Genomic DNA, 18609 nt, shown 5'->3' on the forward strand with positions numbered 1-18609 from the left:
AGCCATAATCCTGCCCCCTAAAGGTTTGCAACGCAGCAAAAAGGGGGCCTTATGCTTCGTAGACTTTACGACTGGACCATGTCGCTTGCCGGCCGCAAATCGGCGGAAATCTGGTTGGCCGTTATCGCCTTCGTCGAGAGCTCCATCTTTCTCGTTCCGGCGGACGTGCTTTTCCTGCCGATGTCGCTTGCCAAGCCCGAGCGTGCCTGGCGCTATGCGCTGACGGCGACGGTCGCCTCCGTGCTTGGCGGCATTGCCGGCTGGGCGCTCGGCTATTACGCCTTTGAGACCATCGCCAAGCCGATCCTCGAATTCTACGGCAAGCTCGACGCCTTCAACCAGATGAGCGCCGGCATCACCTATGAATGGATCCTGCTGCTGCTGGTCACATCGGGTCTCGCGCACTTGCCGCCGATCAAGGTGGTGACGATCCTCTCCGGCGTCGCCCATATCGATCTCGGCCTGTTCATCATCTCGGCCATCGTCGCCCGCGGCGCGCGCTTCTTCTTCCTGGCCTTCCTTTTGCGCCGCTATGGCGAATCCATCCGCCATTTCATCGAGAAGCGCCTCGGCCAGATCACCATGGCAGCCGCCGCCATTCTCATCGCCCTATACGCCGTCTTCCATTTTGCCCTGGCGAGCTGACCAAGGAGCCCCCAACGCATGTCCATGACTTCGTCCTCTTCCCGCGCCGGCCTCGGCTACGGCCTATTGCTGACGGTCGGCATGATCGTCGTCATCGGCTCGGCGCTCGGCTTCGAGCATATCGGCGGCTATATCCCCTGCGCGCTCTGCCTGGAGCAGCGCCAGCCCTATTATTACGGCATCCCCGTCGCCATCATCGCCGTGCTGACGGCAGTCGCCGGCCTGCCCTCCTGGATTACCCGTGGACTGCTCATCATCGCCGGCCTGATGATGGTGGTCGGCGGCGGCATCGGCATCTATCACGCCGGCGTCGAATGGCACTTCTGGGAAGGCCCGACCACCTGCTCCACCTCGGCCGCCAGCGTCACGCAGAATGCCGGCGACCTGCTCGGTCAGCTGAACACCATCAAAGGCCCCTCCTGCACGGAAGCAGCACTGCGCATTCTCGGCCTGTCGATGGCCGGGTGGAATGTGATCGCCAGCGTGATCCTGGCTGCTATTGCTTTTGTGGGTGCGAAGAAGGCAGGTTGATTTTTCGGGCGAGCGGCAGCCCTCTCATATGAGGTGGCTCTGATTACCCCCCTCTGTCGCTGTCGCGACATCTCCCCCACAAGGGGGGAGATTGGTGGGAGCTTGCCGCTGCTCATCCCCATAAAACAACAAACGATAATCGCAGCTGACTCGATGCTTGCTTGAGGTGAAGGAGTGCAGCGAATTACCAATCTCCCCCCTTGTGGGGGAGATGTCCCGAAAGGGACAGAGGGGGGTGCCGCACTCTCCTCGCATGAAGCCGCGGAGGCGACACTCACACCAACAAAAAGCCCTTACGGCTGCAGTTCCGAATCCCAATAGAGATAGTCGAGCCAGCTGTCGTGCAGGTAGTTCGGCGGAAACAGGCGGCCGTTATTGTGCAGGTCCTGCACTGTCGGCTGGTATGGTTTCTGCGCCGGGAACATGCCGGCCTGCTTCGGCAGCTTGCTGCCCTTGCGCAGGTTGCACGGCGAACAGGCGGCCACGACGTTCTCCCAAGTCGTCTCGCCGCCATGGGCGCGCGGGATTACGTGGTCGAAGGTCAGGTCGTCATGGGAGCCGCAATACTGGCATTCGAACCTGTCGCGCAGGAAGACGTTGAAGCGGGTGAAGGCGGGATTGCGGGACGGCTGCACATAGGTCTTCAGGCACACGACGCTCGGCAGCCGCATCGAGAAGCTCGGTGACGACACGCACTGATCGTATTCCGCGATGATGTTCACACGGTCAAGGAAAACCGCCTTGATCGCGTCCTGCCAGGACCAGAGCGACAAGGGATAGTAACTCAGCGGTCTGTAGTCGGCGTTCAGCACGAGCGCCGGCAAGGACTGCGGGGAAACTGCAATCGTCAAGGAACCCTCCTGATCGATTCGGCATCTGCACCTGTATATTAGGCCGGTTGTTACAGGATTGTGAAGTCCAATAAATTCAGTGCATAAAGGCGATTTCGGGGAGACCGCCGATTAAACGATAGGCAGCGCATCCCGGCGTGTTTTCACCGCGTAATAGGCCCAGAAAAGCCGTGCCGCGACCGAGCGCCAGGGCGCCCAAACCGCCGCTTCCCGGGCAATTGCCTTGGCCAAGGGCCTGACTTCATGGCCGAAAGCCATGCCGACGGCCGCCTGCAGCGCCACATCGCCGGCCGGAAACACATCTGCGTGACCGCCGCAAAACATCAGGTAGACTTCCGCCGTCCAGGGGCCGATTCCCTTGATGGAGGTCAGCTCGGCAAGCGCTTTATCAGGTGATTCGGCGCTGAGCGTGTGAAGATCGAGGCTGCCTCCGGCGACGGCTTCGGCAACGCGCGCCAGCGTCTCGTGCTTGATTCGCGACAGGCCGAAGGTCCGCCATCCCTCCGGCTCCAGGCCGGCATAGCCCTTGGCGGTCACTTCCCCCATCCCGGCGATCATCTTCCCCCAGATGGCATCAGCGCTGGCACGGGAAACGACCTGCGAAACGATGATATGGGCAAGTCCTTCGAAGCCCGGTTCGCGCAGGCGCAACGGCAAGGTGCCCGCCTCTGCGGCAACAGGCCGCAGGCGCGGATCGAGCTTCAGCAGGGCAGTAAGCCCCCGTTCGATATCGCGCTCGTCGCGAATGATCTGCATGGCGTCTCGTAGTCCTCGGTTCAAATTCGTGGCAGAAGAAAGCATGATCGAGATTCCCCGTCAAAAGCCGAAATTCCGTTTCGCCCCGAGCCCGAACGGCCCGCTGCATCTCGGCCATGCGCTGTCGGCCATTCTCAATCACGACATGGCGGCGGAAGCCGGCGGCGATTTCCTGCTGCGCATCGAAGACATAGATCAGACGCGCTGCACACCCGATTTCGAAGCCGGCATCTTTTCAGATCTTTCCTGGCTTGGCCTTCGCTGGCCGGAGCCGGTGCGGCGGCAGTCCGAACATTTCCCAGCCTATCAGGAGGCGTTGCAGGCCCTCATCGAGCGCGACCTCGTTTACCCTGCCTTCCTGACACGCGGCGAGGTCAAGGCCCGCGTCGCCGCCTTCGAAGCCGAGGGCAGTCCCTGGCCGCGCGATCCGGACGGTACGCCGCTCTATCCGCCCGACGATCGCGAGCGCGGCGATGCCGAGCGGCAGCGCCTGCTGGCATCCGGCGTGAAGCATGCCTGGCGCCTCGACATGGAAAAGGCGCTCGCGGCAGCGGGTGGAGAGTTCCATTGGCAGGAAAGCGGCGATGGCGAAACGGGCACCATCCTCGCCGATCCCGTCGCCTGGGGCGATGTCGTGCTGTCGCGCTCCGATGCGCCCTCGAGCTACCATCTCTCGGTCGTGGTCGATGACGCCGTGCAGGGCATCACCCATATAGTACGCGGGCTCGACCTCTTCTACGCCACCTCGATCCATCGCCTGCTGCAGACCCTTCTCGGCCTGCCGGAACCGCTCTATCATCACCACCGCCTCGTCGTCGGCAGCGATGGCAAAAAGCTTTCCAAGAGCATGGGCGATACCGGCATTGCCGAATGGCGCCGTCAGGGTTTCTCACCGGTGGAGCTTCGCCGCCGGATCGGCCTCTGATTCAGGCCCCGGTTTGGCCCCTGGTTCGGGGCTTGGTTCAGAGAGTATCGTTTCCGATGGCACCCCGATGGCTGCACGGCTCGCCACCTTGCCGAACAGCAGACGGCGCACGCGGAACTTCATCAGCGCCGCATTGATCTCCGCCCCTATTATGAAGATCACAGCCAGCATGTAGAGGAAGATGAGCACGATCATCACGGACGCCAGACCGGCATAGGTGGCGGTATAATTGGCGAAGGTCGAGAGATAATAGGCGAAAAGCACGGCGCCGATCGACCAGAAGACCAAGGTCAGCAGCACGCCGGGAATGACGTCGAAGATCCGCCTGTGGCCGGCCGCCAGCCAGAGATGCAGGATCATGAGCCCGGCCAGCAGCAGGAAGATCGTGCCGTAGATCCGCCAGCTGAAGACGATCTCGAGGATATCGGCGAGCCGCGGCAGCCATAGCCGTGTGTAATTCAGCGCCAGCGGCACGGCGACGAGCAGGATGCTGAGGATTGCGAAGATCAGCACGGCGATCAGCACGTAGCCAAGGCTGGCGAGGCGGTTGAAATACCACGGCCGGTTTTCCGGAACGCGGTAGGCGCGGTTCAGCGATATACGCAGCGCCTCGACACCGTTCGAGGCGAAATAGGCGGCCGCAAGCACCGAAATCGTCAAAAGGCCGCCGCGCGGAATGGTCAGCACCTGCACCACTTGATCGGCGAGCGGCTTGGCGATCGCCTCCGGCCATGTGTCGAAGATCAGATGCACCGCCGTCGAGGAGAATTGGCTGGCGCCGAGAAAGCTTGCCAGCGCCGTGCCGAAGATCAGGAAAGGGAAAACCGCCAGCAGCGTCGAAAGCGCGACATGGCTCGCCATGGCGAACCCGTCATCCTCGACGAAATGGAACACTGCGTCGTAAATCACCTTGTAAATCGTGCGCAGGGCTGTCGGCATTCCATCTCCGCTTAACGTCGGCATTCATCCGACTGATACCGCCGCTTGTCGATTGTATCGGGTTCCTGAATATGGGAAACGAGTTCCGGTTTGTACAGGAAACATCTTCCCATGACGGAACAACGCATTATCCTGCTGACTGGTTGCTCCTCCGGGATCGGCGCTTATTGCGCCAGGGCGTTGCGCGACGACGGATGGCGCGTTTTCGCGACCGTGCGCAACGAAGCCGATCTCGCCCCGCTCGCGTCCGACGGCATCGAAGCGCTTCTCCTCGATTACACCCGCCCGGAGACGATTTCCGCTGCGGTTGCAACGGTTAGGGAGCGAACGGGCGATCGCATCGACGCCCTGTTCAACAATGGCGCCTATGGCCAGTCTGGCGCCGTCGAGGACCTTACGACCGATGTGCTGCGCGAACAGTTCGAGACGAATTTCTTCGGCTGGCATGAGCTGACGCGCCAAATCCTGCCGCTGATGCGCCGCCAGGGTCACGGCCGCATCGTCAATTGCTCGTCCATTCTCGGGTTGGTCCCCTACCGCTTCCGCGGCGCCTACACCGCCTCCAAATTCGCGCTCGAAGGGCTGACGATCACGCTCAGGATGGAACTGCAGGGCAGCGGCATCCATGTCAGCCTCATCGAGCCTGGCCCGATCGCGACGCGCTTTACCGCCAATGCGCTCGCCAAGATCCGCGAACATATCGACCTCGAGGGATCGGCGCATGCGGTGGAATACCGCAGGCAACTCAGGCGACTGGACGGCTCCGGCCCGATCAACAAGCATAAATTGGGTCCAGAAGCGGTCTATGATGTGCTAAAATTGGCTTTGAATGTGAGGAGCCCGCGCCCACATTATCTGGTAACGACGCCCGCCAAGCAGGGCGTCCTCTTGAAAAGGCTATTGCCGGCTAACCTTTTCTATCGTCTGATGCGCCGGCTGGACTAGAGCAATCCTCAGGAAAAGTGCGCAGCGTTTTTCCGCCGGGATTGCGAAAAGCAACGGGATAAAGCGGCTCGCAAATTCGTCAAAGGTTGAACCGCTTTGAAGACGAGGATGGAGGAGCCATGTCGACCTTTACCTATACCGCCGCCATCATTGTCATGGGACTTGTCGCGATCGTTCTCGTTCGCGGTCTGTGGAACATGATGAAGGGCGACAATCCGAACCTTTCGAACCGGCTGATGCAATTGCGTATCCTGCTGCAGGCAGTCGCGATCATTCTGATCATGCTGACGCTCTGGCTGACGGGCGGCGGCCGCCCCGCCTAGAGCCGGATGATGTTAGGTCGAATCGACCTAAAATCTGAATCCGCTCTAGAATCAAAGAAATAGAGCCGGATGTCGTCCGAAAAGGCTCTAACCACGGGAACACGATGGTCAAGCTCAACAAGATCTACACCAAGACCGGCGATGACGGCACCACGGGCCTCGTCGCCGGCCCGAGGCGGCTGAAGCATGACCTGCGCGTCGAAAGCTACGGCACCGTCGACGAAACCAATTCGGCCATCGGCGTTGCCCGGCTGCATACTATTGAGCTGCCCGATCTCGACGCCATGCTGATGCGTATCCAGAATGATCTCTTCGATCTCGGCGCCGATCTTTCCACACCTGAACCGGACGAACCGCCGGCCTATGAGCCGCTGCGCATTATCGACCATCAGGTCGAACGCATCGAGCGTGATATCGATTTGCTCAACGCCGATCTCGAGCCGCTGAGGTCCTTCGTTCTGCCGGCCGGCAGCCCGGCTTCCGCCCATCTGCACCTTGCCCGCACCATTGCCCGGCGCGCGGAGCGGCTCATGGTGGCGCTATCGCGTGGGCAAGGCGAACGCGTCAGCCCGACGGCGCTGAAATATATCAACCGCCTTTCCGATTTTCTCTTTGTCGCAGCGCGGCATGCCAATGATCGCGGCCGCGCCGACGTGCTCTGGGTTCCCGGCAAGAATCGGTAGCGGCACAAATCATTCAGGCGAGACGCTGTATATTGACGTTGACGTAAACGTTATTTATGCCTTTCAAGCATTTCGTCTCTCGGGCGGCCTGGAAGCGTTGTAATTGGGGGAAAAACGCGTATCCATGTCGCCATTCGACAAACGGAATGGCGCTAAACAGCGCATGTTCTCGGGCGGTCATGTTGAAGGAAGGATTCCATGAAGATTCTCGTTCCCGTTAAGCGGGTCGTTGACTATAACGTCAAGATCCGCGTGAAGCCGGATGGTTCCGGTGTCGAGCTCTCGAACGTGAAGATGTCGATGAACCCGTTCGACGAGATCTCGGTCGAAGAGGCACTGCGCCTGAAGGAAGCCGGCAAGGCCGAGGAAGTGGTGGTCGTGTCGATCGGCCCGGCCAAGGCCGAGGAGACGCTGAGGACGGCGCTTGCCATGGGTGCGGATCGCGCCATCCTGGTCGAGACAGATGACGCCGTCGAGCCGCTCGCCGTCGCCAAGATCCTGAAAGGTGTCGCTGATGCCGAACAGCCGGGCCTCATCATCGTCGGCAAGCAGGCGATCGATGACGACTCGAACCAGACCGGCCAGATGCTGGCGGCGCTTCTGGGCACGGCCCAGGCGACCTTCGCCTCGAAGATCGAGATTGGCGAGGGAAAAGCTCAGGTCACCCGCGAAGTCGATGGCGGCCTGCAGACGATCGAGGTCAAATTGCCGGCGGTGGTCACCACCGATCTGCGCTTGAACGAGCCGCGCTATGCCTCGCTGCCGAACATCATGAAGGCGAAGAAGAAGCCGCTCGACAAGAAGTCGCCTGCCGATTTCGGCGTGTCGACCGAGCCGCGCCTGAAGGTCTTGAAGACTGAAGAGCCTAGCGGCCGCAAGGCGGGCGTCAAGGTGGCTTCGGTTGCCGAGCTGGTCGAGAAGCTTAAGACCGAAGCCGGCGTCCTGTAATCCAGTCCGAACGAGGAGTTAGACATCATGGCCATTCTTCTTCTGGCTGATCACGACAATACCCACCTCTCCGACCTGACCGCCAAGGCGCTGACGGCTGCCACCAAGATCGGCGGCGATGTGCATGTGCTTGTTGCGGGCGCTGGTGCCAAGGCTGCGGCCGAGCAGGCGGCAAAGCTTGCCGGTGTTTCCAAGGTCCTGGTTTCAGAGGATGCAAGCCTTGCCAACAATCTCGCCGAACCGCTGGCAGCGCTGATCGTATCGCTTTCCGGTTCCTACGACACGATCATCGGGGCTGCCACGTCGGTCGGCAAGAACGTGCTGCCGCGCGTCGCCGCCCTGCTCGATGTCGCCCAGGTTTCGGAAATCATCGAAGTCGTGTCTGCCGACACCTTCAAGCGTCCGATCTATGCCGGCAATGCCATCCAGACGGTGCAGTCGAGCGATGCCAAGAAGGTCATCACCGTGCGCACGGCCTCGTTTGCTTCCGCCTCCGAAGGCGGTTCGGCTGCGATCGAGACAGTGTCGGCTGCTGCCGATCCGGCGCTCTCCACCTTCGTCGGCGATGCGCTGTCCTCTTCAGATCGTCCGGAGCTGACCTCCGCCAAGATCATCATCTCGGGTGGCCGTGCACTCGGCTCGGCGGAGAAGTTCCGCGAGGTCATCCTTCCGGTTGCCGACAAGCTCGGTGCGGCCGTCGGTGCCTCGCGTGCGGCCGTCGATGCCGGCTATGCGCCGAACGACTGGCAGGTAGGGCAGACCGGCAAGGTGGTGGCGCCGCAGCTCTATATCGCCTGCGGCATCTCCGGCGCCATCCAGCACCTGGCCGGCATGAAGGACAGCAAGGTCATCGTCGCCATCAACAAGGACGAGGAAGCCCCGATCTTCCAGATCGCCGACTATGGCCTCGTCGCAGACCTCTTCGAAGCGCTGCCGGAATTGCAAAAGGCGCTGTGATCGCGCCGATTGACTTTCTCGCAGTTGCGAGAGACTGGAAAATCGTCTCTTATAGGTCTATCAATCTTTGCCGGGCTAGAAATGGCCCGGCAAATTTGTGGGTAAGAGCATAGCGCACCGCCAAGAGCGCGCCGCCGGGGAGTTGGCAATGAGTTCGCTGAAGACGATCGGTATTATCGGCGCCGGCCAGATGGGCTGCGGCATCGCCCATGTATCCGCCATGGCCGGCTACAAGGTCCATATTTACGATCTGGCGCAGGATCGCATCGAAAGCGGACTTGCCACCATCAACGGCAACCTCGCCCGCCAGGTCGCGTCAGGCAAGACGACCGACGAGGAACGCAAGGCTGCTCTTTCGCGCATCTCCGGCTCTGCCGATCTCAACGATCTCGCCCAGGTCGATCTCGCCATCGAGGCGGCGACCGAAGACGAAAGCGTCAAGCGCAAGATCTATGCGCAGGTGTGTCCGGTGCTGAAGCCGGAGGCGCTGCTGGCCACCAACACCTCGTCGCTGTCGATCACCCGCCTTGCTTCCGCCACCGACCGTCCCGAGCGCTTCATGGGCATCCACTTCATGAACCCGGTTCCGGTGATGAAGCTGGTGGAGCTGGTGCGCGGCATCGCCACCGATGAATCGACCTTCTCCACCGCCAAGGATTATGTCACCTCGCTGGAAAAGACGATCACCGTCGCCGAGGACTTCCCCGCCTTCATCGTCAACCGCATCCTGCTGCCGATGATCAACGAGGCGATCTATACGCTCTATGAAGGCGTAGGCACCGTCGATGCCATCGACACCGCCATGCGGCTCGGCGCCAATCACCCGATGGGCCCGCTGCAGCTTGCCGATTTCATCGGCCTCGACACCTGCCTGTCGATCATGCAGGTGCTGCACGACGGGCTCGCCGACTCCAAGTATCGTCCCTGCCCGCTCTTGGTAAAATATGTCGAAGCCGGCTGGCTCGGCCGCAAATCCGGCCGCGGCTTCTATGACTACCGCGGCGAAGTGCCGATTCCGACGCGGTAATCGCATTCGGGGTCTCCGGGCCGACCCTCTTGGTTCGAGACCCTGCCGCCGCAGCTGCGCTTTGGCGCCACGGCACCTCGCCATGAGGGCGGAACAAAACCCGTGCTTAACCAACCAAGCACATTTGAAAATAGTGAAAAGTTAGCGAACGCAATAGATTAGCCCTCACCCAAAGGTGGGAGCCCTAAGCTTATCGAAGGGCGACCCTCGAAGGGCGAGGGCGGGTGAAGAACACCCAAACCGCCTAAATCCCCGCCGCCGCCTTCACCAGCTTCTTCGCATCCTCGCTGTCCCAGGCCGCCGGACCGTTCATGGCTGACAGCAGACAGCCCTTGTCGTCGATGAGCAGCGTCACCGGCAGGCCGAAGGCCAGGCCCTGCTTCTTCAGCACGTTGAACACGCCCATGGTGTTGTCGCGGTAGTAGCCGAGCTTGTCGATCGCGTATTCGGTACGGAAAGCCTTCGTCTTCTCCTCGTCGCCCGTGTCGATGTTGATGGCGACCACCTCGAACTTGTCGTTGCCGACGCTTTTCTCGAGCGCGTTGAGTGCCGGCATTTCCTCGCGGCACGGCACGCACCAGGTCGCCCAGATGTTCAAGAGCACGGTCTTGCCGGCGAAACTGTTGATCGACAGCGGTTGCCCTTCGGCACCCTTGAAGGAGATATCCTTCAGCGAGATCGGTGCCGGCGGCACGCTCATGGCGGCGACCTGACCCTTGGTGAAGGGCGTCAGGGCAGCAGCACGATCCCTTGCCGACCCGCATTGATCGGCCGAGGCCGTTTCACCAATACCATTGCCATACCCCGCCTCCTTCACGTATACCGCTGCCGCACCGGCAATGACCCCAGCGACGGCGGCGAGCAGAACGAGTTTCATGGACGGCAGACCAAACGGCTTCTTTGCTGTCATTACATTCTCCAGGTGGGCATCTCATGACTGACGGCACGGACACCAAATCCTCCAACCAGATGTGGGGCGGGCGTTTCGCCTCCGGCCCCGCGGCGATCATGGAGGAGATAAATGCCTCGATCGATTTCGACAAGAAGCTGTTTGCCCAGGATATCCGCGGCTCAATCGCGCATGCCGGCATGCTCGCCCATCAAGGCATCATTTCAGCCGAGGATAAAGACAAGATCGTTCACGGCCTGAACACGATCCTGTCAGAGATCGAAAGCGGCAATTTCGAGTTCTCCCGCCGCCTCGAAGACATCCACATGAACATCGAGGCGCGGCTTGCGACCCTGATCGGTCCGGCTGCCGGACGTCTGCATACGGCCCGATCGCGCAACGACCAGGTGGCGCTCGATTTCCGCCTCTGGGTGAAGGAAGAGCTGCAGAAATGCGAGCAGGCGCTGACCGAGCTCATTTCTGCCTTCCTCGACCGTGCCGAGGAACATGCCGACAGCGTCATGCCTGGCTTCACGCATCTGCAGACGGCGCAGCCCGTCACCTTCGGCCATCATTGCATGGCCTATGTCGAAATGTTCGGCCGCGACCGCTCGCGCGTGCGCCACGCCATCGAGCACATGGATGAATCGCCGATCGGCGCCGCCGCCCTTGCCGGCACCGGCTTCCCGATCGACCGTCACATGACGGCCAAGGCGCTCGGCTTCCGCGAGCCGACCCGTAATTCGATCGACACCGTCTCCGACCGCGATTTCGCCCTCGAATTCCTGTCGATCGCCGCCATCGCCGGCATGCACCTGTCGCGGCTTGCCGAGGAGATCGTCATCTGGTCGACGCCGCAATTCGGCTTCGTGCGCCTGTCCGACGCCTTCTCCACCGGTTCCTCCATCATGCCACAGAAGAAGAACCCGGATGCGGCAGAGCTCGTGCGCGCCAAAACCGGCCGCATCAACGGCTCGCTGGTGGCGCTGCTGACGATCATGAAGGGCCTGCCGCTCGCCTATTCCAAGGACATGCAGGAAGACAAGGAACAGGTGTTCGACGCCGCCGAAAGCCTGGAACTGGCGATTGCCGCCATGACCGGCATGATGCGCGACGTGACGATCAACACCGCCCGCATGAAGGCCGCCGCCGGCTCCGGCTATTCCACCGCCACCGACCTTGCCGACTGGCTGGTGCGCGAAGCCGGCCTGCCCTTCCGCGACGCCCATCATGTGACGGGGCGCGCCGTGGCGCTTGCCGAAAGCAAATCCTGCGAGCTGGCGGAGCTGTCGCTCGCAGACCTGCAGGCAATCCACCCCGATATCACCGACAAGATCTTCGACGTTCTGACGGTCGAGGCCTCGGTCGCCAGCCGCAAAAGTTTTGGCGGCACGGCGCCCTCGGAAGTGCGCAAGCAGATCGCCTTCTGGCGCGCCCGCAACTGAGAAAATCGGCGAAAATCACAATCAACAATCAGGGTGCACAAGGCCCGGAAACTTCGCTAAGAAGAGTGACTTCCGCGTTTGCCGCCCAAGAGGATTTCGATGCAGATCAACATGCCGCACATCATCCGCCTGACCGTCGTGCTTTCGGTCGTCGGCCTTGCCGTGGTCGGATGTGGCCGCAAAGGCCCTCTCGATCCGCCGAGTGCGCACGCGACCAAGGGCGGCGACGTCTCCAAGCCGACGAAGGAGCCGGGCGCCGAAGACAAGAAGTTCCTCCTCGATCCGCTTCTCTGATTAGGCAGCGACCGTGAACCATTTTCAGTATCGCGACGGCATCCTCTACGCCGAGGATGTGCCGGTTCCCGAGATCGCCAAGGCGGTCGGCACTCCCTTCTACGTCTATTCGACGGCAACCCTGGAGCGCCATTATCGCGTCTTCGCGGAAGCCTTCGGCGATGTCGATGCCATGGTATGCTATGCCGTGAAGGCCAATTCCAACCAGGCGGTGCTGAAGACGCTCGGCCGGCTGGGTGCCGGCGTCGACGTCGTCTCCGTCGGCGAGTTGCGCCGCGCGCTGGCAGCAGGCATTCCGGCAAGCCGCATCATGTTTTCCGGCGTCGGCAAGACGGCGCAGGAAATGGATGTCGCGCTCGAAGCCGGCATCTACTGCTTCAATGTCGAATCCGAGCCGGAACTGGAAGTGCTGAACCAGCGTGCCGTTCGCGCCGGCAAGGTGGCGCCCGTCTCCTTCCGCATCAACCCGGATGTCGATGCTCGCACGCATGCGAAGATTTCGACGGGCAAGAAGGAAAACAAGTTCGGCATTTCCTGGGAGCGCGCTCGTGTCGTCTATGGCCGCGCCGCCGGTCTGCCGGGCATCAAGGTCACCGGTATCGACATGCATATCGGCAGCCAGATCACCGAGCTGCAGCCTTTCGACGATGCCTTCAAGCTGCTGCGCGATCTCGTGGAGACCCTGCGTGGCGACGGTCACGATATCCACCACGTCGACATCGGCGGCGGTCTCGGCATCCCCTACCGCGACGATAACAATCCTCCGCCCCTGCCCGACGCCTATGCTGAGATCGTCAAGAACCAGCTGCGCGGCCTCAACTGCAGGATCGTCACCGAGCCAGGCCGCCTGATCGTCGGCAATGCCGGCATCCTGGTAACAGAGGTCATCTATGTGAAGGATGGCGGCAGCAAGAGCTTCGTCATTGTCGACGGCGCGATGAACGATCTGATCCGCCCGACGCTCTACGAGGCCTATCACGAGATCCGGCCGGTTTCGATCGCCGCCGCCGATATCACGCGCATCAAGGCCGATGTCGTCGGCCCGGTCTGCGAGACGGGCGATTATCTGGCCCTTGACCGCGACATGGCGCTTCCCAAGCCCGGCGATCTTCTCGCCGTCGGCTCCGCCGGCGCCTATGGCGCCGTGCAGGCTGGCACCTACAACAGCCGGCTCCTGGTTCCGGAGGTACTGGTCAAGGGCGATGAATTCCATGTCATCCGCCCGCGCGGGACCCATGAGGAGCTAATCGGCCTGGATTCGATCCCGGCTTGGCTCGAGGGATAATCGGTTTCGATTCGTGAATTTCGGGCAGGGCAGCCAAAATACCCGTCCTGCCCGATCGATCACGTTTCGGCGAAGTCCGATGAAAAAACAGCCTTTCGCGCCCATTGCCCTCGTCTTCGCCACAAAGAATGTTATCTTTGGTTGATTGGCGTCTCGCCGGGCGCCGCGCGCGGGCGTGTGGGACGCCGCGCCAGCGCCAAAGGGCTACCAGAGCCGGATGATTTTAAATCGAATCGACCTAAAATCTGAATCCGCTCTAGCATCAAAGAAGTAGAGCATGATGTCGTCCGAAATCCCCTTACACTTTTCGGCATCGTGCTCCGGCCATCAACGTCAGATCGGGAGAAGACCGGACCGATGACCAGTCCCAGCAACTCCAAAAAGGGCGCTTTCGCCACCCGTCCGGCGCTGGCGCGCATGGTTGCGGTCAAGCGTCTCTTTGCTCGGATCGTGCTGGTCTCGGAGCAGCTGCTGCCGCGGCTCCTGCTGCCGGCATCCATTCTGGCGCTGTTCCTGTCTGTCGCCTGGTTCGGCATTTTCCGCATTGCGCCGGATAGTCTCCGCTTCCTGATGCTTGCCGTCTTCGCCGTCGGTTTCGTCATCTCGCTCTATCCGCTGCGGCGCCTGCGTTGGCCGAATACCACCGAAGCCGACCGCCTGCTGGAAGAGAGAAATGGCCTCGTCCACCAGCCCGTCACGGTGCAGGAGGACGAGCCGGCGCTCGACACGCCCTTTGCCCGCGCTCTCTGGCGCGAGCACCAGACCCGCATGGCCGAGCGCATCGCCGCATTGGATGCCGGCCTGCCGCGACCGGATATCGCCCGCTACGACCGCTTTGCATTGCGCGCCATCCCGGCATTGCTGCTGGTGACGGCCTTCAGCTTTTCCATGTCCAATAGCGGCGGCTCACTCAGCGACGCCTTCACGGTGTCTCCTTCCACATCGAGCAATCCGGATCTTCGCGTCGATGCCTGGGTTACACCGCCCTATTATACCGGCGAAGCGCCTGTTTATCTGACCGGTAATGTCGCCAACGCCGGCAATAACCTCAACGTGCCGCAATTCTCCGAACTCACGGTGCGTGTCACGGGCGCGTCGGGGGATGAAAAGGTGCTGTTCCAGGCAGTCGGCAGCGACAAGGGTACCGAAATTCCCGAACAGGCCGCCGATGCCGGCAAGCAAGTCCCGGCGGGCGCCAAACCGGCAGCAATCCCGGCGGCGCAGCCTGCGGCAAACAGCAATGCCAGTATCCCCGCTCCGGCCAACGCGCCCGGTGCGGATGGAATGATTGCCCGCACCCACGTCCTCAAGCTTGAAAAGGACGGCGAGCTGACCGTAAACGGCAAGTCCTGGTCCTTCAACGTCGTGGTCGACAAGCCACCGGAAATTACCTTTGACGGCATCCCGCACGCAACGGCCAACGGCGCATTGGAGCTCGGCTTCAGGGTCACGGACGATTACGGCGTCGAGGAAGCGCATGCGGAGATCGTACCGGTCGAATCCGATTCCGCGGCAACCCCTCTTTACGGCCTGCCCGAATACAAGCTTGAGATGCCGCGCCGCGACCGTCGCAACGGCAAGGCTCTGGCAAGTCATGATCTGACGCAGGATCCACTCGCCGGCAAACGCGTCCGCATTACTTTGGTTGCCAAGGACGGAGCTGGCCAGACCGGCCGCAGCTCACCCTACGAGATGGTGCTGCCATCGCGCAATTTCAGCCAGCCGCTTGCCGCGGCCGTGGCCGAGGAGCGCCAGGTCTTCGCGCTCGATACCCGCAAGATGCCGGAGGCGATCGAGCTCAACAAGTCGCTGACCATCCGGCCGGAAGAGACGATTCCCGATCTCGGCAATTATCTCGTGGTCAAATCCGCTTTGACGCGCATGAAGCTCGCGAGCAACGAGGCCTCGCTGAAGGATACTGCCGATTATCTCTGGCAGATCGCACTCGGCATGGAAGACGCGCAGCTGACCGATGCGGAAAAGGCCCTGAAGGATGCCCAGCAGAAGCTTTCCGATGCCCTGCAGCGCAATGCCTCCGACGCCGAGATCAAGAAGCTGACCGATGAGCTGCGCAAGGCGATGGACGCCTATATGAAGGAGCTGGCCGAGCGTATGCGCAACATGCCGGCTCAGCCCAACCAGCGCGCCGCCAATATCCTGCGCCAGCAGGACCTTCAGCGCATGATGGATCAGATCGAGAATCTGGCTCGCTCCGGCAATCGCCAGGCCGCGCAGCAGATGCTCTCAGAGCTGCAGCAGCTGATGAACAGCCTCCAGGCCGGTCGGCCGCAGCGCGGACAGCAGCAACAGCAAGGCGAAGCCAACGACAAGATGCGTGAGCAGATGGACAAGCTCGGCCGCATCATGCGCGATCAGCAGAAGCTGATGGATCAGACCTTCAAATTCGATCAGGCCATGCGCGACCGCATGCAGCGCGGCGATCCCAACGAGGATGGCGACGGCTTGATGGATCAGCCGATGCCCGGCCTCAACGATCGGATGCGCCCGGATATGGGGCAGCGAAATCAGGGACAACAGGATCGGCAGCAAGGCCAGAATCAGCAGGGCCAAAATCAGCAAGGTCAGAAGAGCAACGACCCGGCCGACAACATGACAGCCGATCAGCTGCGCGACGCCCTTAAAGAGTTGCGCAAACAGCAGGACGATCTCGGCAAACAGCTCGGCGAGCTGCAGAAAGACCTGGGCTCGCTGGGCATGAAACCGAACCAGAATTACGGCAAGGCGCAGCAGGAGATGAAGGGCGCATCAGGCCGGCTCTCTGAGGGCAATGGCGAAGGCGCCGTGCAGAACCAAGGACAGGCGCTGGATGCCCTGCGCAAAGGCACGCGCGAAATGATGAACCAACTCATGGCGCAGATGCAGCAGCAGGGGCAAGGCCAGGGTCAGGGGCAAATGCCCGGACAAATGGGGCAGGGCAATCAGAACGGCCGCGACCCACTTGGTCGATCACGCGACGGCGGTGGCTTTATGGATAGCGCAAATGAAAACATGGTGCCGAAGATCATCGATGCCCAACGTGCCCGCGAAATTCTCGATGCCATTCGCGAACGTCTGAGCAACAATCCGTCCTTGGGCGAAGAACGCCGCTATCTGGAGCGTTTGCTGAATCTGGGTCAATAGAGCCATCTCGGACCCGTCCGCAAGTGGCCGGGAGAAAGAGCCAGCACAAACCCTTTGTGCTGACCGGCGACAGCCTTCAGGCGGCCAGTGCGCGGGCGACGGCCTTGCGGATATCGGGCAGTGCGAAGGGCTTGGCGACGACGTCGACGATCTTTTCCATGAGGTCGTCGGCGCGCTCGCGCTGCTCGGCATAGCCGGTCATCAGCAGGATCTTCATGCCCGGGCAGGTCGAATGTGCCTGATGCGCGAGCTCGATGCCGTCCATCACGGGCATGCGGATATCCGACAGCAAGAGGTCGTAGCCGCCCTGCTTCAGTTTCTCCAGACCTTCCGCGCCATCGGCCGCCTCTTCGGTCTCGTGACCGTCCAAGCGCAAGGCGCGAGCGACGAAGGTGCGAAGCGAGTCTTCGTCTTCCGTGATCAGAATTTTTGCCATGGTCTATGCTCCGTGGTCCGTCATGTTCCGCGAACGAAATCACCAGAATTCCGTTTGCGATAGGTAAACGACGGACAGGCGATCAGGCTCCGTGGTTAATGGTTCGTCATCGCTGGAGCAGAATGGGACAGGCGGGCACGCCGCCTGCATTAACTTAGGATCAGGCCTCGGCGTCGCCCGTGACGACGCCGACGAAGGGCAGTTCGCGGAAAGCGTAGGCGACATCCATGCCATAGCCCACGACGAAATAATCGGGGCACTCGAAGCCGACATAATCAGCCTCCAGCTCTTCCTGACGCTTGACGCTCTTGTCGAGCAGAACGGCCAGCGTGACATTGCGGGCGCCGCGCTCGTAAAGCAGCTCCTTGGCAAAACGCAGGGTGCGGCCCGATTCCAGGATATCGTCGATCAGCAGGACGTCACGATCCTTAACGTCGCTGTCGATATCCTTGACGATGCGCACGCCCTGGGAAACCGTGCCGGCGCCGTAGCTCGAAAGGGTGATGAATTCCACTTCGGGTGCCAGTCCCGTGTCGTGCAGTGCGCGCAGCAGGTCCGCCGCGAAGATGAACGAGCCCTTGAGGATGGCAATGACGAGGAGATCTTTCGTCGGCCCGCTGGCGATTTCCTTCGCCATGGCATGATTGCGCTCGGCAATCTGCTCGGCAGTGAAAAGCGGCTCGATATTCTTCCCGCGTACGACAGGCATTGCTTGGCATGCTCCATGGCTGCGGCGGCCCTTGGCCGCCGATCGAGCCTTAGCCCGTAGCACACTCAGCAGGCCAGACACACCCCCTAAGGCATGAAGGAAAGCCGAACATCCGGCGTTTTTCCACCGGGATGCTGCAATCGCGTCGAAAATCCGCGGCTTTCATGCGGTCCGAGACGATCGATCGGCGTATCCACGACGATGCTTCTGACCAGCTGATTGCCGGCGAAAAGATCGGCCCGCACCTGGGGAACCGAAAGCGTGGCGCCGCTGGCATTTTCGATGATGGCGTTCAATTTCAGCACCTGCAGTCCGTTCTCGTCACGCGGCGTCAACGTCACATGCGAGAATTGAAGCGGTTCGGCAGCTTCCTCGGCGGGCGCGCCGGACAGACCCGAAAAACCGCCTGAAAGGCCGAAGATCAATATGGCGAGAGAGACGATCAGCGCCACGAAACTGCGCCGCGATGCCTGCTGCAGGATTTCTTCCGCACCGCGCAGGACAGATAGGATGCGCGCAAGAGCATTCTTGCGCGTCGCTGGCTTCGGCCGCGATTGCGGGTGACCGCCATAGCGCATGTTGATACCCGACGCGGTTCTGCCGCGCGCGCCGGAGACGGTCACGAATTCGGCATCGACGATATCGGGTTTCGGCATGAAGCGATGCGCTTGGCCGGATCCCGATCCGCGTTCGGGCGGAATGAGGTCATAAACCATCCCCGCCTGCTGTTGACGGTGGCGAAAAGCGCCCATGATGACCTCCCTTTGCGGTGATCCACATGGTTTCGACGCCCATTGCCAATCTGGGCATTGAAACGAATCCTGCCCAGTCGTAAATTTTAATGGTTAATGCTTCGCAAAGATCGCCATGAATAGGGCGC

At 61.4% G+C, this 18609-nt stretch carries 20 protein-coding genes; 13 read left to right on the forward strand and 7 right to left on the reverse strand.

The annotated features are described in order from the left end of the window. Window positions 1-51: 51 nt before the first annotated feature. Both FP026_RS16995 and FP026_RS17000 read left to right on the forward strand, forming a co-directional pair. Complete coding sequence (locus FP026_RS16995; RefSeq protein ID WP_149635816.1) at window positions 52-645, forward strand: YqaA family protein; 594 nt, start codon at window positions 52-54, stop codon at window positions 643-645. A gap of 18 nt (window positions 646-663) precedes the next feature. After that, complete coding sequence (locus tag FP026_RS17000) at window positions 664-1176, forward strand: disulfide bond formation protein B (protein WP_149635817.1); 513 nt, start codon at window positions 664-666, stop codon at window positions 1174-1176. 293 nt (window positions 1177-1469) lie between these two features. Here FP026_RS17000 and FP026_RS17005 read toward each other — a convergent pair whose 3' ends face one another. Then, window positions 1470-2027 (reverse strand): HNH endonuclease, encoded by a 558-nt coding sequence (locus tag FP026_RS17005; RefSeq protein WP_149635818.1) that lies wholly within the window; start codon window positions 2025-2027, stop codon window positions 1470-1472. A gap of 111 nt (window positions 2028-2138) precedes the next feature. Continuing rightward, on the reverse strand, window positions 2139-2828 hold the full coding sequence (locus FP026_RS17010) for a DNA-3-methyladenine glycosylase family protein (protein WP_188112607.1): 690 nt from the start codon (window positions 2826-2828) through the stop codon (window positions 2139-2141). Between FP026_RS17010 and gluQRS the strand changes: the two genes are divergently transcribed. Beyond that, window positions 2827-3708 (forward strand): tRNA glutamyl-Q(34) synthetase GluQRS, encoded by an 882-nt coding sequence (gene gluQRS / locus FP026_RS17015; protein WP_149635820.1) that lies wholly within the window; start codon window positions 2827-2829, stop codon window positions 3706-3708. The genes FP026_RS17010 and gluQRS overlap by 2 nt on opposite strands. On the opposite strand, the gene FP026_RS17020 is transcribed toward gluQRS, so the two are convergent. Next, on the reverse strand, window positions 3673-4647 hold the full coding sequence (locus FP026_RS17020) for a YihY/virulence factor BrkB family protein (RefSeq protein WP_149635821.1): 975 nt from the start codon (window positions 4645-4647) through the stop codon (window positions 3673-3675). The genes gluQRS and FP026_RS17020 overlap by 36 nt on opposite strands. Window positions 4648-4758: 111 nt before the next feature. On the opposite strand from FP026_RS17020, the gene FP026_RS17025 reads away from it, so the two are divergent. The 6 genes from FP026_RS17025 to FP026_RS17050 all read left to right on the forward strand — a co-directional run bounded on the left by FP026_RS17025 (window position 4759) and on the right by FP026_RS17050 (window position 9530). After that, on the forward strand, window positions 4759-5592 hold the full coding sequence (locus FP026_RS17025; RefSeq protein ID WP_149635822.1) for an SDR family oxidoreductase: 834 nt from the start codon (window positions 4759-4761) through the stop codon (window positions 5590-5592). Window positions 5593-5711: 119 nt separating this feature from the next. Further along, window positions 5712-5915: a twin transmembrane helix small protein gene (locus FP026_RS17030; RefSeq protein ID WP_149635823.1), complete on the forward strand. Its 204-nt coding sequence runs from the start codon at window positions 5712-5714 to the stop codon at window positions 5913-5915. Between the two features lie 104 nt (window positions 5916-6019). After that, window positions 6020-6598, forward strand: coding sequence for a cob(I)yrinic acid a,c-diamide adenosyltransferase (locus FP026_RS17035; protein ID WP_149635824.1), 579 nt, complete (start codon window positions 6020-6022; stop codon window positions 6596-6598). Window positions 6599-6796: 198 nt separating this feature from the next. Next, window positions 6797-7546 (forward strand): electron transfer flavoprotein subunit beta/FixA family protein, encoded by a 750-nt coding sequence (locus FP026_RS17040; protein WP_149635825.1) that lies wholly within the window; start codon window positions 6797-6799, stop codon window positions 7544-7546. Window positions 7547-7573: 27 nt separating this feature from the next. Next, entirely contained in the window at window positions 7574-8503 is a 930-nt protein-coding gene (locus tag FP026_RS17045) for an electron transfer flavoprotein subunit alpha/FixB family protein (protein ID WP_149635826.1), read from the forward strand. 148 nt (window positions 8504-8651) lie between these two features. Continuing rightward, window positions 8652-9530, forward strand: coding sequence for a 3-hydroxybutyryl-CoA dehydrogenase (locus tag FP026_RS17050; protein WP_149635827.1), 879 nt, complete (start codon window positions 8652-8654; stop codon window positions 9528-9530). Window positions 9531-9774: 244 nt separating this feature from the next. On the opposite strand, the gene tlpA is transcribed toward FP026_RS17050, so the two are convergent. Continuing rightward, window positions 9775-10440, reverse strand: coding sequence for a thiol:disulfide interchange protein TlpA (tlpA, locus tag FP026_RS17055; RefSeq protein WP_149635828.1), 666 nt, complete (start codon window positions 10438-10440; stop codon window positions 9775-9777). 23 nt (window positions 10441-10463) lie between these two features. Here tlpA and argH point away from each other — a divergent pair, with 23 nt between their 5' ends. The 4 genes from argH to FP026_RS17075 all read left to right on the forward strand — a co-directional run bounded on the left by argH (window position 10464) and on the right by FP026_RS17075 (window position 16584). After that, window positions 10464-11864: an argininosuccinate lyase gene (gene argH / locus FP026_RS17060; RefSeq protein ID WP_149635829.1), complete on the forward strand. Its 1401-nt coding sequence runs from the start codon at window positions 10464-10466 to the stop codon at window positions 11862-11864. A gap of 99 nt (window positions 11865-11963) precedes the next feature. Next, entirely contained in the window at window positions 11964-12158 is a 195-nt protein-coding gene (gene lptM, locus FP026_RS17065; protein WP_149635830.1) for an LPS translocon maturation chaperone LptM, read from the forward strand. A 13-nt stretch (window positions 12159-12171) separates the two neighbouring features. Further along, the gene (lysA, locus tag FP026_RS17070) at window positions 12172-13443 is read left to right on the forward strand and encodes a diaminopimelate decarboxylase (protein WP_149635831.1); all 1272 of its coding nucleotides are present in this window, start codon (window positions 12172-12174) and stop codon (window positions 13441-13443) included. A 357-nt stretch (window positions 13444-13800) separates the two neighbouring features. Then, a complete protein-coding gene (locus tag FP026_RS17075; RefSeq protein ID WP_149635832.1) occupies window positions 13801-16584 on the forward strand; it encodes a TIGR02302 family protein in 2784 nt (927 codons plus the stop codon). 76 nt (window positions 16585-16660) lie between these two features. Here the strand turns inward: FP026_RS17075 and FP026_RS17080 are convergent, their stop codons facing one another. The 3 genes from FP026_RS17080 to FP026_RS17090 all read right to left on the reverse strand — a co-directional run bounded on the left by FP026_RS17080 (window position 16661) and on the right by FP026_RS17090 (window position 18481). Continuing rightward, on the reverse strand, window positions 16661-17020 hold the full coding sequence (locus FP026_RS17080) for a response regulator (RefSeq protein ID WP_069612925.1): 360 nt from the start codon (window positions 17018-17020) through the stop codon (window positions 16661-16663). Window positions 17021-17180: 160 nt separating this feature from the next. Further along, window positions 17181-17729, reverse strand: coding sequence for a hypoxanthine phosphoribosyltransferase (gene hpt, locus FP026_RS17085; protein ID WP_112341294.1), 549 nt, complete (start codon window positions 17727-17729; stop codon window positions 17181-17183). A gap of 86 nt (window positions 17730-17815) precedes the next feature. Next, window positions 17816-18481 carry a hypothetical protein gene (locus FP026_RS17090; RefSeq protein WP_149635833.1) on the reverse strand — a complete coding sequence of 222 codons (666 nt, stop codon included), beginning with the start codon at window positions 18479-18481 and terminating at the stop codon, window positions 17816-17818. Window positions 18482-18609: the final 128 nt, after the last annotated feature.

Source organism: Martinezella tropici (assembly GCF_008370325.1).
Taxonomy (GTDB): domain Bacteria; phylum Pseudomonadota; class Alphaproteobacteria; order Rhizobiales; family Rhizobiaceae; genus Rhizobium; species Rhizobium tropici_B.